General features: G+C 58.7%; 9 protein-coding genes, 1 tRNA gene and 2 rRNA genes. 7 read left to right on the forward strand and 5 right to left on the reverse strand.

All coding sequences use genetic code 11. The features are described from left to right. The first annotated feature begins 311 nt into the window (after window positions 1-311). The 5 genes from HB780_RS26045 (at window position 312) to HB780_RS26065 (ending at window position 6,174) form a co-directional block, all read left to right on the forward strand. A 23S ribosomal RNA gene (locus tag HB780_RS26045) occupies window positions 312-3,249 on the forward strand. A 124-nt stretch (window positions 3,250-3,373) separates the two neighbouring features. Beyond that, a 5S ribosomal RNA gene (gene rrf / locus HB780_RS26050) occupies window positions 3,374-3,488 on the forward strand. 241 nt (window positions 3,489-3,729) lie between these two features. Then, window positions 3,730-3,806: transfer RNA gene (locus HB780_RS26055), tRNA-Met, on the forward strand. A gap of 375 nt (window positions 3,807-4,181) precedes the next feature. Beyond that, a complete protein-coding gene (locus tag HB780_RS26060; RefSeq protein ID WP_183690411.1) occupies window positions 4,182-5,447 on the forward strand; it encodes a flavin monoamine oxidase family protein in 1,266 nt (421 codons plus the stop codon). Between the two features lie 193 nt (window positions 5,448-5,640). Continuing rightward, on the forward strand, window positions 5,641-6,174 hold the full coding sequence (locus HB780_RS26065) for a methylated-DNA--[protein]-cysteine S-methyltransferase (RefSeq protein WP_183690413.1): 534 nt from the start codon (window positions 5,641-5,643) through the stop codon (window positions 6,172-6,174). 112 nt (window positions 6,175-6,286) lie between these two features. Here HB780_RS26065 and HB780_RS26070 read toward each other — a convergent pair whose 3' ends face one another. The 5 genes from HB780_RS26070 to HB780_RS26090 all read right to left on the reverse strand — a co-directional run bounded on the left by HB780_RS26070 (window position 6,287) and on the right by HB780_RS26090 (window position 12,533). Then, window positions 6,287-8,290, reverse strand: a complete 2,004-nt coding sequence (locus HB780_RS26070) for an aldo/keto reductase (protein ID WP_183690415.1) — start codon at window positions 8,288-8,290, stop codon at window positions 6,287-6,289. Window positions 8,291-8,346: 56 nt separating this feature from the next. After that, a complete protein-coding gene (locus tag HB780_RS26075) occupies window positions 8,347-9,435 on the reverse strand; it encodes an ABC transporter ATP-binding protein (protein ID WP_183690417.1) in 1,089 nt (362 codons plus the stop codon). Window positions 9,436-9,451: 16 nt separating this feature from the next. After that, entirely contained in the window at window positions 9,452-10,288 is an 837-nt protein-coding gene (locus HB780_RS26080) for a carbohydrate ABC transporter permease (RefSeq protein WP_183690419.1), read from the reverse strand. After that, window positions 10,285-11,145, reverse strand: coding sequence for a carbohydrate ABC transporter permease (locus HB780_RS26085; RefSeq protein ID WP_183690421.1), 861 nt, complete (start codon window positions 11,143-11,145; stop codon window positions 10,285-10,287). Before HB780_RS26085 ends, HB780_RS26080 begins: the two co-directional genes overlap by 4 nt. Window positions 11,146-11,258: 113 nt before the next feature. After that, on the reverse strand, window positions 11,259-12,533 hold the full coding sequence (locus tag HB780_RS26090; protein ID WP_183690423.1) for an ABC transporter substrate-binding protein: 1,275 nt from the start codon (window positions 12,531-12,533) through the stop codon (window positions 11,259-11,261). Between the two features lie 86 nt (window positions 12,534-12,619). Here HB780_RS26090 and HB780_RS26095 point away from each other — a divergent pair, with 86 nt between their 5' ends. Together HB780_RS26095 and HB780_RS26100 are read left to right on the forward strand one after the other, a co-directional pair. After that, window positions 12,620-13,564: a helix-turn-helix domain-containing protein gene (locus HB780_RS26095; protein ID WP_183697476.1), complete on the forward strand. Its 945-nt coding sequence runs from the start codon at window positions 12,620-12,622 to the stop codon at window positions 13,562-13,564. 68 nt (window positions 13,565-13,632) lie between these two features. Then, window positions 13,633-14,403, forward strand: a complete 771-nt coding sequence (locus HB780_RS26100) for a TIM barrel protein (protein WP_183690425.1) — start codon at window positions 13,633-13,635, stop codon at window positions 14,401-14,403.

Consider the following 14,403-nt stretch of genomic DNA (forward strand, 5'->3'; position numbering starts at 1 on the left):
TGCGCGTGTTGTTTGTAGTCCTTTGGACTGCATCTCGACGGCGACTGGATTACCGTTGCCTGACCGCGCGGTATCGGATCCAATCTCGAGAAGCTGGTCTTAAGACAGACTGCAAGCGAGCTGCTCGGCGTAGCTCCAATATCTCGCATAAGCCTTTCCTTAAATCCGTTGGATTTAAGGGGTTATGCGTAAAGCAGATCTGTCGAACACGTCGATGGCATTGTTGAGTGGACTGGGTTGTAAAAGGTAACCCGGTCTGTTGCTGTTTCTATTGAAACATCAACTAGATGATGAGCATCGGCAATGAGAACGATTAAGTGTTATAAGGGCATTTAGTGGATGCCTAGGCATGCACAGGCGATGAAGGACGTGATACGCTGCGAAAAGCCGTGGGGAGCTGCGAATAAGCTTTGATCCATGGATCTCCGAATGGGGAAACCCACCTTAAATACCTAGAAAATCTGAATTGTTGACTGACCAGTCAACCATCCTAGTCTCCTGCTTAACTCTTCTGGGTTGGCGAGGGAAAAGGATCGAAGCCCGTTGGGCTTCGCAAGGCCAAGGGCCGTCACCGCTTATGCGGTGTAGGTTCAACGCTTTGGTGGCTGGTGAAACACTTCAGGTTTCTAGGTATTATCATAAGGTATCTACACCTGAATAAAATAGGGTGTAAGAAGCGAACGCAGGGAACTGAAACATCTAAGTACCTGCAGGAAAGGACATCAACCGAGACTCCGCAAGTAGTGGCGAGCGAACGCGGACCAGGCCAGTGGCAATAAGTGTTAAAGTGGAAGAACCTGGAAAGGTTTGCCGTAGAGGGTGATAGCCCCGTACGCGTAAATACACTTATTGTCCTAGAGTAGGGCGGGACACGTGAAATCCTGTCTGAACATGGGGCGACCACGCTCCAAGCCTAAGTACTCGTGCATGACCGATAGCGAACCAGTACCGTGAGGGAAAGGTGAAAAGCACCCCGACAAGGGGAGTGAAATAGAACCTGAAACTGGATGCCTACAAACAGTCGGAGCCCGCAAGGGTGACGGCGTACCTTTTGTATAATGGGTCAACGACTTAGTGTAACAAGCAAGCTTAAGCCGGTAGGTGTAGGCGAAGCGAAAGCGAGTCTGAATAGGGCGATTTAGTTTGTTGCATTAGACCCGAAACCGAGTGATCTAGCCATGAGCAGGTTGAAGGTTGGGTAACACCAACTGGAGGACCGAACCCGCATCTGTTGCAATAGATTGGGATGACTTGTGGCTAGGGGTGAAAGGCCAATCAAACTCGGAAATAGCTGGTTCTCCGCGAAATCTATTTAGGTAGAGCGTCTGACGAATACCCCCGGGGGTAGAGCACTGGATGGGCTATGGGGACTCACCGTCTTACTGATCCTAACCAAACTCCGAATACCGGGGAGTACTATCAGGCAGACACACGGCGGGTGCTAACGTCCGTCGTGAAAAGGGCAACAACCCTAACCTCCAGCTAAGGTCCCCAAGTCATGGCTAAGTGGGAAAGGATGTGAGGATCCCAAAACAACCAGGATGTTGGCTTAGAAGCAGCCATCATTTAAAGAAAGCGTAACAGCTCACTGGTCTAGTCAAGGGTCTTTGCGCCGAAAATGTAACGGGGCTAAAGCCATGCACCGAAGCTGAGGATTTGCGAGCAATCGCAAGTGGTAGCGGAGCGTTCCGTAAGCCTGTGAAGGGGTACCTGTGAGGGGCCCTGGAGGTATCGGAAGTGCGAATGTTGACATGAGTAACGATAAAGAGGGTGAGAGACCCTCTCGCCGAAAGACCAAGGGTTCCTGCTTAAAGTTAATCTGAGCAGGGTTAGCCGGCCCCTAAGACGAGGCGGACACGCGTAGTCGATGGGAACCACGTTAATATTCGTGGGCCTGGTGGTAGTGACGGATTGCTTAACTTGTACACACTTATTGGATTGTGTGTGCGGGGACGCGGTTCCAGGAAATAGCTCCACCGTATAGACCGTACCCGAAACCGACACAGGTGGTCAGGTAGAGTATACCAAGGCGCTTGAGAGAACTATGTTGAAGGAACTCGGCAAATTGCACGCGTAACTTCGGAAGAAGCGTGACCCTTATATACGCAAGTATGTGAGGGTGGCACAGACCAGGGGGTAGCGACTGTTTACCAAAAACACAGGGCTCTGCGAAGTCGCAAGACGACGTATAGGGTCTGACGCCTGCCCGGTGCTGGAAGGTTAAAAGGAGGGGTGCAAGCTCTGAATTGAAGCCCCAGTAAACGGCGGCCGTAACTATAACGGTCCTAAGGTAGCGAAATTCCTTGTCGGGTAAGTTCCGACCTGCACGAATGGCGTAACGACTTCCCCGCTGTCTCCAACATAGACTCAGTGAAATTGAATTCCCCGTGAAGATGCGGGGTTCCTGCGGTCAGACGGAAAGACCCCGTGCACCTTTACTATAGCTTTACACTGGCATTCGTGTCGGCATGTGTAGGATAGGTGGTAGGCTTTGAAGCAGGGACGCCAGTTCTTGTGGAGCCATCCTTGAAATACCACCCTTATCGTCATGGATGTCTAACCGCGGTCCGTTATCCGGATCCGGGACAGTGTATGGTGGGTAGTTTGACTGGGGCGGTCGCCTCCGAAAGAGTAACGGAGGCGCGCGATGGTGGGCTCAGACCGGTCGGAAATCGGTCGTCGAGTGCAATGGCATAAGCCCGCCTGACTGCGAGACTGACAAGTCGAGCAGAGACGAAAGTCGGTCATAGTGATCCGGTGGTCCCGCGTGGAAGGGCCATCGCTCAACGGATAAAAGGTACGCCGGGGATAACAGGCTGATGACCCCCAAGAGTCCATATCGACGGGGTTGTTTGGCACCTCGATGTCGGCTCATCGCATCCTGGGGCTGGAGCAGGTCCCAAGGGTTTGGCTGTTCGCCAATTAAAGCGGTACGTGAGCTGGGTTCAGAACGTCGTGAGACAGTTCGGTCCCTATCTGCCGTGGGTGTAGGAATATTGACAGGATCTGTCCCTAGTACGAGAGGACCGGGATGGACATATCTCTGGTGGACCTGTTGTCCTGCCAAGGGCATAGCAGGGTAGCTACATATGGAATGGATAACCGCTGAAGGCATCTAAGCGGGAAACCAACCTGAAAACGAGTGTTCCCTATCAGAGCCGTGGTAGACTACCACGTTGATAGGCCGGGTGTGGAAGTGCGGCAACGCATGAAGCTTACCGGTACTAATAGCTCGATTGGCTTGATTGTTCTCATTGCCGCTGTTCATCTCACGGACGAATGCAACGCATTCGTCCGCAATGAACGCCAAAGACGTGTTTAAAAATACAGGCGAAAGCCTGCCAGCTTCTCAATTAAAGTTGCGCTTTGCCGACCTGGTGGTTATGGCGGGGTGGCCGCACCCGTTCCCTTTCCGAACACGGCCGTGAAACGCCCCTGCGCCCATGGTACTTCGTCTTAAGACGCGGGAGAGTAGGTCGCTGCCAGGTCTGCAAAACGCAACTTCAAATCTTCTCATCACCAAGCGGCAAAAGCCGTGTTACAATAGGCCGCTACAAAGCGGCCTTTGTGCTTTCCAAAGGACCGTCACGGTTCTGAAATATCAGGTGGGTTGACCCTGAAAAGGTGCCCGCCTAACACGAGACAAATCCTTTGGATTTGCTCGGATGACGCAAGTTGGTAAACCAACTTGCTCAAGCTTCGACGAACCCTTCGGGTTCGCTTTGGTGACGCGGGGTGGAGCAGCCCGGTAGCTCGTCAGGCTCATAACCTGAAGGCCGCAGGTTCAAATCCTGCCCCCGCAACCAAATCTTTCCCCTCCAAGACCACTATCGCTCGCGCGAAAACTGAAGCCCAATAAAAAGCCCGCCTCCCGCGGGATGCTTGCGTTTTTAAGCCCCTAGATACCCCAAGGCCAGCTAGACCAAAAGCCGTTCGGGCGTGATCTGCATGCCGCCCGTGGGCGGTCACCTAAAGGCAAAGCTATCGGCAAAAGCGCCGGGGCCAATCCATGAATGCCGATCATGACCTTATGTCGATTTCCCCACTTAATCCTTTGCGCGCAGGCCTGCTATACGATCAGCATGGTTGATTGCAAGGTAAGTGGCCCCGATCACATCAGCGCCGAATGCCTCCGCCGACCTGATAGTGCAATGAGACGATGCGTCTCCTGAGGAAACGAAATGTCTGGTAAAACCTTGGCAGGCGGCGACGTCGATGTCGCCTTTATCGGCGCGGGAGCCGCAGGCGTCGGCGCGGCGCGGCGGCTGCAGTCGCTACGACCCGATCTGTCGCTTCTGCTGCTCGAAGCCTCCGAGCGCATCGGCGGTCGAGCCCAGACTGTCAATCCGGCCGAACTCGGCGGCTTTGCGCTCGACCTCGGGTGCGGCTGGCTGCATGGCGCAAGAACGAATGCCTGGACGGGGATCGCCGAGGAGATTGGGCTGACGGTCGACCGCACGCCGGCGCCCTGGAGCGAAGGCGGCCTGCAATTGCAGAGGGATGAACGCGACGCCAAAGCGGCGCGGATCGCGGCCAACGAATTCCTCGAGAGGGTCCATGCCTATGACGGAGAGGAGGATGCGGCTCTGTCGGCGCTACTTGCGGCCGGCAATCCCTGGAATGCTTATATCCACGCGCTAGGCGGCTTCATCACCGGGGCTGAGTTACACCGGTCCTCGGCCATCGATCAGAGCCGTTACGATCCAGGTTCGGGTCCGGATTGGCGGGTGCGGCAAGGTTACGGAGCGCTGGTTGCGACATATGCGGCACCGATTCCGGTTCATACCGGAGCGGAAGTCCGCCGTATCGACCACAGTGCGGCAGATCATATTGTTCTATCGACCGCGAAGGGCGACCTGAGGGCGAAAGCCGTTATCATCACCGTCTCCACGAACATTCTCGCGGCCGAAAGGATTGCTTTCTGGCCACCGCTTCCCGATAAGATCGAGGCCGCGGCACAGCTGCCACTAGGCTTGGCGAACAAGCTTTTTCTGCAGTTGCGGACACCGGAGGCCCTTCCGGTCGATGCGCATATTCTCGGCTCCTATCATAGCGACCGAACCGGATCCTATCAGCTGAAGCCTTTCGGCGCTCCCGTCATCGAAGCCTATTTTGCAGGTGATCTTGCCCTTGATCTTGAGCGGGCAGGCATGGGGGCGGCATTCGATTTTTCGGTGGAACAGCTGAAGCGCTTCTTCGGTTCGGACGTTGAAGGCATGCTGTCGCCGGCGGTCATGTCTGCCTGGGCCAGCGAGCCTTTTATCGGTGGATCCTATTCCTATGCGGCGCCCGGCGCCTCCGACTTGCGGCAGGTTCTTGCCGCGCCCCACGATCAGCGTCTCTTCTTTGCCGGCGAAGCCTGTTCGGCAACGCGCTATTCCACGGCCCATGGCGCCTACGAAACCGGTGCCCTTGCGGCGGAGGCCATTGCGAAGACGCGCGCTTGAACGCGTCAGTAAAAATGCAGCCTCAAAATATTGTGTTTTCGTTCCACAGAAATGCTTTTCGGGTGGGCGGTTGCCGGTCGTTCGGATCATATTGGTATCGTCAGTGGCGTGGTCGAATCGCCGCTATCGGGTTGAAGACGGCAACAGCGTCGCCCCCAGCCCTTCATTCCGGTTTCGGCAGGAGGACATTGGCATGGCAAAAACAGTGCGCGAGGCGCGGAAAGATTGTTTTTATCGGCTCATGGACTCGCCAGTCGGCCAGCTGAAGCTTGTCGCCAGCCATAAGGGGCTTGCGGCGATCCTCTGGGATAGTGACCGGCCGGGCCGCGTACCCCTGACCATCCTTGCGGAGGATGAGAGCCATCCGGTCCTGGTCGAAACGGAGCGGCAGCTGCGGCAATATTTTGCCGGGGAACGACGGGTCTTCGATCTTCCGCTCGATTTCTCAGGTACGGAGTTCCAGAAGAAAGTCTGGCAGGCGCTGCTCACCATTCCCTTCGGCGAGACGCGCTCCTACACGCAGATTGCCGAACAAATCGATGCGCCCAAGGCGATACGGGCGGTCGGCGCCGCCAATGGCCGGAACCCGATCTCCATTATTGCGCCTTGCCATCGTGTCATTGGGGCGGCGGGGGATTTGCGAGGGTTTGCCGGGGGTCTCGAGCGGAAGACCTATCTTCTCGGCTTCGAAGGCTCCGAAACCAAGGCGTTCGATTTCGCGGCGTGACCCGACGAGGCGATAACAACAAAATGGCCCGCTCCTTGGAGGAGCGGGCCATTTTTGTTTCACCATAAGAGTGGCAATCGGCTCGGTTTCCCAGGCCGATCGTCGGCCGATATCAGCCTTCGAGCCACTTCACCTGATCCGGCGTCAACTTGATGTCGAGAGCCGAGAGGCTGTCTTCCAGTTCGGCGATCGTACGCGGGCCGATCAGTGGGATGACCGGGAAGGGCTGGGCGACGACATAGGCGAGTGCGATATGGATCGGGTTGCGGCCGAGCTTTTGCGCCAGTTCGATCGCGCGGTCGCGGCGGCCGAAATTGCGGTCGGAATACCAGACGCGCACCAGTTCCTCGTCGCTCTGCTTGTCGCGGCCGGCGCGGTCGGTGAAGAAGCCGCGGCCCTGGCTCGACCAGGCGAAGTTCGGGATCTGCTTGGCATTGAGCCAGCTCTTCCACTCGTCATCGGAGGCGGCGACACATCCGGCCCAGATCGGGTCGAGCATTTCCGCCAGCGAGAAGTTGTTGGAAAGGGCTGATGGTGCCGCCTTGCCATTCTTCTCGGCATAGGCGATCGCCTCGTCGAAGCGGGCGCGGGTCCAGTTGGAGCCGCCAAAGATGCCGCGAATGCGGCCAGCCTTGACCTCGGCATCCATGGCATCGACGAATTCGCCGACCGGAATGGCGGTGTTGTCGCGATGCATGAAGTAGATGTCGACATAGTCGGTCTTCAGCCGGTTGAGCGACTGGTCGAGCTGCTTGGCGATCATATCCGGGTAGCAGAGCGGCGAATGTGCGCCCTTGCCGATCAGCACGATCTCCTCGCGCGGAACCTTCCGGCTGGTGTGCCAATCGCCGAAGATGCTCTCGGTCTTGCCGCCGCCATAGACATAGGCCGTGTCGAAGGCATTGCCGCCGGCCTCGTAGAAGGCGTCGAGCGTCAGCGATGCCGCGGCGAAGTTCGGGAAGAATTCGAAGCCGAGCGTGACGATCGAGGCCGGCTTGGCGATGCCGGGGATGGAGCGCTTCGGAACGCTGTTGCCCTTGGTGACGGGCGCGCCGGCGATGTTCGTCGTCCGCCGCGTTGCCTTTTCAACCTCATATTCGAGACCGATGGAGGCGCGCCATTGGTCGAGAACGCGCAGGTTGCCGATCGAATCGGCCCAGCCGATACCCGGATAGGCGAATTCCTTGGCTCCAGCCCGGATGGCGTCACCGGCAGCGTCGACTTCGAAGGAATAGAGCCAGCGGTCTTCCTTGACCTCGATGACTTGCGTCTCGCCACCCTTGATGAGCTCGATCTTGCCGACGCCACCCCTGTGACCGGAGGCGAACCAGAAATCCTTGACCTCGATGCGGCCTTCGGAGCCGATGATGCGCAGCGTATTGTCCTGGTTCGCCATGATCGAGCAGGAGACTTCGGCGATGATGTTGTTCGGGAACTTCAGCACGGCGGACGCCCATTCGTCGACGCCGGTCTGGCCGAGATGAGCGACGCCGGAGACCTTGTCAGGATCGAGGAACGGCTTACCCTCGGCCGCACCGGCAATCAGCCGGGCCATCGACACCGGATAGCCGCCGACATCGAGAATGCCGCCGCCAGCGGTTTCGGCGGCGAACAGCCGGTGCTCCGGCTTGACGCTGCCCATGTTGAAGCCGAAGGACGAGCGGATGATGCGGATGTCACCGATCACGCCACTTTTCACCAGTTCGATCAGCTTCGCCGTCTGCGGATGCACGCGGTACATGAAGGCTTCGCCGGCGAAGACGCCGGCCTTCCTGGCTTCGTAATAGATTGCCTCGGCATCATAGGCCGATAGAGCGATCGGCTTTTCAACGAGGACATGCTTGCCGGCGCGAATCGCCTTGATGGCCCATTCGGCATGGCCGGTATGAGGCGTGGCGATGTAGACGGCGTCAACGTCTTTGTCGCTGAGCAGCGCTTCATAGCCATTGACGATGCGTGCGCCAGGGAAATTGTCGCCGAGGCCCGGCTTGTCGGGGTTGCGGCTGGCGATGGCCACGAGCTTTCCGCCGCGCGAATGTGCAACGCCGTCGGCAAATGTTTTGGCGATCGTGCCAGGACCGATGATTCCCCAGCGGATGGGTGCATCTGTACTCATGAAACTAATCCTTTCCTCAATCTTCATGCTGTCTTGGGAGGGGCTGGAATGGGCGCCTATCGCAATCGATTGCCGGCGCTGTCGAACAGGAATGTCTTGGCTGCGGAGAGGGCGACGGTCAGCGTGTCCCGATTGCTGGCATTGCGGGACTCCTCACGCTCGATCACGATCTGCTCGCCGTCGGCGACATTGGCGTAGATGTAGCTGGTATTGCCGAGATGCTCGGCAACATCGACGTCGACGGTCATGTCGACATCGCCGCGACCGGCCTCGAGGAAGTGTTCGGGACGAACGCCGAGCGTCACCTGCTCGCCGATTTCGACTCCGGCGGTTGTGTTCGGCAGCGACAGGCGGACGTTGCGCTGGTTGCGCAGGACCACCGCGACGCGGCCCGGCTGATTGTCGACGACCTCGGCAAGCAGGAAATTCATCTTCGGTGAGCCGACGAAGCCGGCGACGAACTGGTTGACGGGATCGTCGTAGAGATCGAGCGGCGCGCCGATCTGTTCGATGTTACCACCGCGCAGCACGACGATCTTGTCGGCGAGCGTCATCGCCTCCGTCTGGTCGTGCGTCACGTAGATCATGGTGGTGCCGAGCTTCTTGTGGAGGCGCGAGATTTCGACGCGCATCTGCACGCGCAGTTCGGCGTCGAGGTTGGAAAGCGGCTCATCGAACAGGAAGATCTCCGGTTCGCGCACGATGGCGCGGCCGATGGCGACACGCTGGCGCTGGCCGCCCGAGAGCTGCTTCGGCCGGCGCTGCATCAGCTCGGTGATCTGCAGGATCTCGGAGGCGTGCTTGACGCGACGGTCGGTATCCGCCTTGGGGTTGCCGTTCATGCGCAGACCGAAATTCAGGTTCTGCTCGACGGTGAGGTGCGGATAGAGCGCATAGGACTGGAAGACCATGGCGATGCCGCGATCGGCCGGCTCGACATCATTGACGACGCGGCCGCCAATGCTGAGCTCGCCGCTGGTAATATCCTCCAGTCCGGCGATCATGCGCAACAGCGTGGACTTGCCGCATCCGGAAGGTCCGACGAAGACGACGAATTCGCCGTCCTTCACCTCGAGATTGGCGCCGTGGATGATTTCCAGAGAACCGTAGCGTTTGACGACATTGGTAAGGGACAGTTCTGCCATACGGGATCTCCCGGAATTACTTGATTGCGCCAGCGGCGATGCCGGCGATGAAATGACGTTGCAGGAGAACGAAGATGACGAGGATCGGCGCTGTCAGCATAACCGCCCCGGCCATGATGCCGCCCCAGGAGACCTTCGTGAGGCCGATCAGTGTTCCCAATGCCACCGGCGCCGTCATCATGCCCGGTCGGGAGTTGATCAGCAGCGGCCAGAGGTAGTTATTCCAGGATGCCAGGAACAGGATGATGGCGAGCGCGGCCATGGTCGGCCTTGCGAGCGGCAGGGCGATGCGCAGGAAGATCTGCCATTCCTTGACGCCCTCGACGCGGGCGGCGTCGAAAAGCTCGGCCGGCATCATCGAAAAGGCCTGGCGCATGAAAAGCACGCCGAGCGAGTTGAACAACGGCGGCACGATCAGCGCGACCCAGGTGTTCGCCAGCCCGAAGTCGCGCGCCACCATGATGAACTGCGGAATAACCACGACCGAATAGGGCAGCGTGATCGTTCCGAGGATGATGGCGATGACGAGGGACTGGCCGCGGAAGCGATAGCGGGCCAGCGCCCATCCGGCCATGGACGTCAGGAAAACCGACAGCACGGTATAGATGATCGCGACGCCGATCGAGATCGTCAGCGCACCAAGAAAGTTGGTATCGGCCTGCAGGTTGCGGACATTGGCAAAGAAGCTCGTCGACGGCGTCAGGATGATGGATGAGCTGAAGATGCCCTCGTCGGGCATGGTCGAGAAGATGAACATCATCCACAGCGGAAACAGCCAGATAAGGGCGAGCGGCGTCAGCAGCGCGTGCAGGGCGACCGTGCGCATCAGATTGGATCTGGATTTGCTTTTCATTTCGGTTCGCGCCCCACCCAGAGATTAAGAAGAGAGATAACCACGGCGAGCGCCGCCATCGTATAGGCGATTGCGGAGGCGTAGCCGAAGTTGAGCGACGTGAAGCCCTGTCGATAGAGCAGGATGCCGAGCGTTTCCGTTGCGCCGCCGGGACCACCACGATTTGTGATCAGGAAGGGCTCGGTGAAGAGCTGCATCGTTCCGATGACCGACAACACCACGCAGAAGAGGATGATCGGCTTCAACAGCGGCAGGGTGATGTGGAAGAATTGCTTGACCCGGCTGACACGGTCGAGCGTGGCGGCCTCATAGACATCCTCGGGGATTGATTGCAGCCCGGACAGTATGATGATGGCATTGTAGCCGGCCCAGCGCCAGGTGACGGCGATGATGATCAGCAGCATGGCGGCATGCGCTTCGGAAAACCACGAGATCGAGGCAATGCCGACGCCGTTCAACAGCTTGTTGATGATGCCGAAATCCACGTTGAACATCAGCCGGAAGACAGCGGCATAGGCGACTTCGCCGACCACGACCGGCGCGAAAAAGGCAAAGCGGAAGAGGCCGCGCGCCTTCAACAGCGGCGAATTCAACAGCACCGCCATGACGGTGGCGAGCGAGATCATTACCGGAACCTGGATCACCAGGATGATCAGCGTATTGGTAAGCGCGTTGTAGAAGGCCGGGTCGCCGAACAGGCGTCCCCAATTGACCGAAGCGCTGAAGACCCAGGGATTGACGCGTGTGTTCTGGAACGAAATCAGGAACGAATTGATGATCGGCCAGATCCAGAAGGTGGCGAACACCAGAAGATAGGGCGCAAGGAACGCGTAAGCGCTCCGGTTTCGCAGCCGCATGAAAGTCTTCTCCTTTTATACCCCATAAGATGGCACGCGAGGGCACATCCCCGCCGCCTCTCGGGCGGCGGGGATGCCGGGCGCGGCTTGGGAGGCGCGCCCGGCTGTGTCACTCACTTTGCGATCGGCAGTCCGGTCGCCGAGGCGATCTGCTGGGCAGCGTCGTCAAGTGCTGCCTTGCCGTTGGGATAACCGCCGGCGAGGTATTTCGTCTGCACGGCCCTGTAGATCGGGTCGGCATCACCCCAATATTGCGTACCGCGGCCCGGATTGATCTTCGGCAAGGTCGCGAGGATATCGGCCCAGACCTTCTGACCGCCCCAATAGGGCAGCGGCTCGTTGACGAATGGATCCTGGACTGCTGACAGTAGCGACGGCACCAGACCGAAGGACTTCAACATGGTGACCTGGCCCTCATTGGTGCTGAGCACGTAGTTGAGATATGTCCAGGCGGCTTCCTTGTTCTTGGAGCTGCTGGCGATCGCCAACGACGAACCACCGAGATTGGCCGCGTGCTGGCCATCGGCCGTCATACTCGGCATCAGATAGACGCCCCATTTGCCGGAGAGATCGGGCGAAGTGGAACGCAAGGTGCCTTCGTACCAGCCGCCATACATCTGCGTCGCAACTTTGTTCGCCGTGTTGGACTGGATCTTCTCATCCCAGTTGGCCGCCGTCAGCGTGCCAGCATCCTTCATCGCCTTGATCTTGTCGAGCGCTGCGACGCAGGCCGGCTGACTGATGCTGATGTTCTGGCCGTCGGTCGAGAAATAGCCACAACCCTGCTCGTTGGCGAGCATGCGGAACCATTCGCTGTCGCCGTTAAAGTCGGCTTGCGACATGACCACGCCAGGATTGGCGGCGGAAACTTTCTTGCCGGCGGCGATGAAATCGTCCCAGGTCTTGATCGTTGCCGGATCGATGCCGGCCTTTTCATAGAGATCGCGGCGGTAGAACATCGCGACCGGGCCGGAATCCCACGGCATGGCGTAAGCGGCATCGCCGACTTCCAGCTCCGTGCGCTTGAAATCCGGGAAAAGCTTCTTGATATCGGCGTTGTAGCCCAGCTTCGTCAGGTCGGTCATGCAGTCCGGATAGCGGTTCCAGAAAATCTCGGCCTTGTGGTTCTCGATCGACATGATGTCCGGCAGGCCGTCACCACCGGCGGCGCAGGCAGCCAGCATCTTGTCGAAGACCTGCGGGTTGCCGATGTCCTGCACATCGACCTTGATATCAGGGTATTTTTTGTTGAAGCCCTCAAGCGTGGATTTCAGCGCCGATGCGGCGACGTTCCAGCTCCAGACGGTAATGGTGGTTTGCTCGGCGAATGCGGAGCCAGAAGCAAGCATGGCGGCGAGCGTAGTCGCGCCAAGAAGTTTTAAACGCATTGAAAATCCTCCCTTTTCAATTGCCGTCCTCTAACGAACGCGCTTAAACTATCTGTCGGTACGCTTCTGTCTCCTAAAAAGGGAACATTGACTTGGCGAAAAGTAAGGTGGGTGATCGAGCGGTCTATCAGCCGGGTGCAAGTAGCATCGAAGGGCTGCCGACCACCCTGCAGATGTTTCATACCCATCCGCCCCTGATGGCGAAGCCGCATTGGCATGCGCAGGTCGAGATCAACTATATCATGCGCGGCACCGTGCATTACCGCATGAACGATCATGAAGTTCAGCTCCGTGCCGGAGATATCTGTCTGTTCTGGGGCGGGCAGCCGCATCAGATGGATGATTCGTCGGAGGATTCGATCTATGCCGGCGCGCATCTGCCGCTGGTGCATTTTTTCCGCATGCGCCTGCCGCTCGATATTTCCGGGCGGTTGATGCGGGGCCAGATCCTGGTGACCTCGGCGACTGATGCCGCCGACAACGAGAATTTCGCACGCTGGCATCGCTATGCCGTCTCCGGCGATCCGGCCAAGGCCGGCCATGCGGTCGCCGAACTCCTGCTGCGCCTCGAGCGCATCGCCTTCGAGCCCTATCTGATGTTGCCGGAAAAACGGGAACCTGCGATGGGCGGGCAGGTGCATCCGCAATCGTCTCGCAGCCTGGCGCGGATGTGCGATTTCATCGCCGGCAATTTCCTGCACGACATCGATACCGTCGATATCGCCAAGGCGGCGGACCTGCATCCGAAATATGCGATGAATCTCTTCAAGAAGTGCACCGGCATGACCCTTGGCAAATATGTGAACCTGTTGCGCCTGTCGCGTGCCCAGGCGATGTTGATGCGTGACGGCGCCAATGTGCTGCAGGTGGCGATGGACAGCGGCTTCGGCTCGATCAGCGCCTTCAACAAATCCTTCCGCCACATTGCCGGCATGACGCCCTCGGACTTCCGCCGCGACATGCGGGTCCTGACCTCGATGAACGTCGAGGCCATCAGACCCCCGATGCGGCGACCGGCCCCGCAATTCTAGCCGCAGGCCCCTTGCCGCCGCCATCGATCTGTCGCACTTCTCTAGATCTGTTTGGGGAGGAGATTTTCATGCGGCAATTTTCGGCGTGCATCGAATGGCTGTTTGCCCACGAGGGCGATGATTTCGCCGATCGCATCCGCCTGGCGCATCGGGCCGGCCTCGATGCGGTCGAGTTCTGGTGGTGGACGAACAAGGATGTGGATGCGATTGCATCGGCGGTGGCGGAAACGGGCATAGCCGTTGCCGGCCTTGTTGCCGAGCCGATGATCGCGCTGACGAATCCGGCTAACAAGGCAGCTTGGCTGGAGGGTTTGCGGGTATCCGTCGGGGTCGCGCAACGCCTTGGTGCTCCGGTTCTGATCGCGCAGGCGGGAGATGATCTGCCGGAATTTTCACGCGCCGAGCAGCGCACCGCCTTGGTCTCCGCCCTGCGCGCCGGTGCCGATATTCTGGAGGGCTCGGGCGTGCGTCTCGGCCTTGAGCCGCTGAACACGCTGGTCGACCACGCCGGCTATTATCTGTCCTCGACGGCGGAAGGCCTCGATATCGTCGACGAGGTCGGCCGGCCGGAAGTGGGCATCGTCTACGATATCTACCACTCAGCCGTGATGGGCGAGCGCACGGAAGAGGTCGTCGCCGGGCGCGTCGATCGTATCGTTCATGTCCATGTCGCCGATCATCCCGGCCGCAACGATCCGGGTACGGGCGAGATCGATCTGGCTGACCGGCTGAACTGGTTGTTCGCCCATGGTTATGAGGGCAGGGTGGGCCTCGAATACAGGCCGAAGACGGAAGATGCCGAAGCGATCAGGTCCGTCGTGAGCTTGCTATCGGCGTGA

This window comes from Rhizobium lusitanum, assembly GCF_014189535.1.
GTDB lineage: Bacteria > Pseudomonadota > Alphaproteobacteria > Rhizobiales > Rhizobiaceae > Rhizobium > Rhizobium lusitanum_C.

Bases quoted from the DNA above. Each gene is read 5' to 3' on its own strand.
- HB780_RS26060 (WP_183690411.1), top strand. From the start codon at position 4,182: ATGTCTGGTAAAACCTTGGCAGGCGGCGACGTCGATGTCGCCTTTATC.
- HB780_RS26065 (WP_183690413.1), top strand. From the start codon at position 5,641: ATGGCAAAAACAGTGCGCGAGGCGCGGAAAGATTGTTTTTATCGGCTC.
- HB780_RS26070 (WP_183690415.1), bottom strand. From the start codon at position 8,290: ATGAGTACAGATGCACCCATCCGCTGGGGAATCATCGGTCCTGGCACG.
- HB780_RS26075 (WP_183690417.1), bottom strand. From the start codon at position 9,435: ATGGCAGAACTGTCCCTTACCAATGTCGTCAAACGCTACGGTTCTCTG.
- HB780_RS26080 (WP_183690419.1), bottom strand. From the start codon at position 10,288: ATGAAAAGCAAATCCAGATCCAATCTGATGCGCACGGTCGCCCTGCAC.
- HB780_RS26085 (WP_183690421.1), bottom strand. From the start codon at position 11,145: ATGCGGCTGCGAAACCGGAGCGCTTACGCGTTCCTTGCGCCCTATCTT.
- HB780_RS26090 (WP_183690423.1), bottom strand. From the start codon at position 12,533: ATGCGTTTAAAACTTCTTGGCGCGACTACGCTCGCCGCCATGCTTGCT.
- HB780_RS26100 (WP_183690425.1), top strand. From the start codon at position 13,633: ATGCGGCAATTTTCGGCGTGCATCGAATGGCTGTTTGCCCACGAGGGC.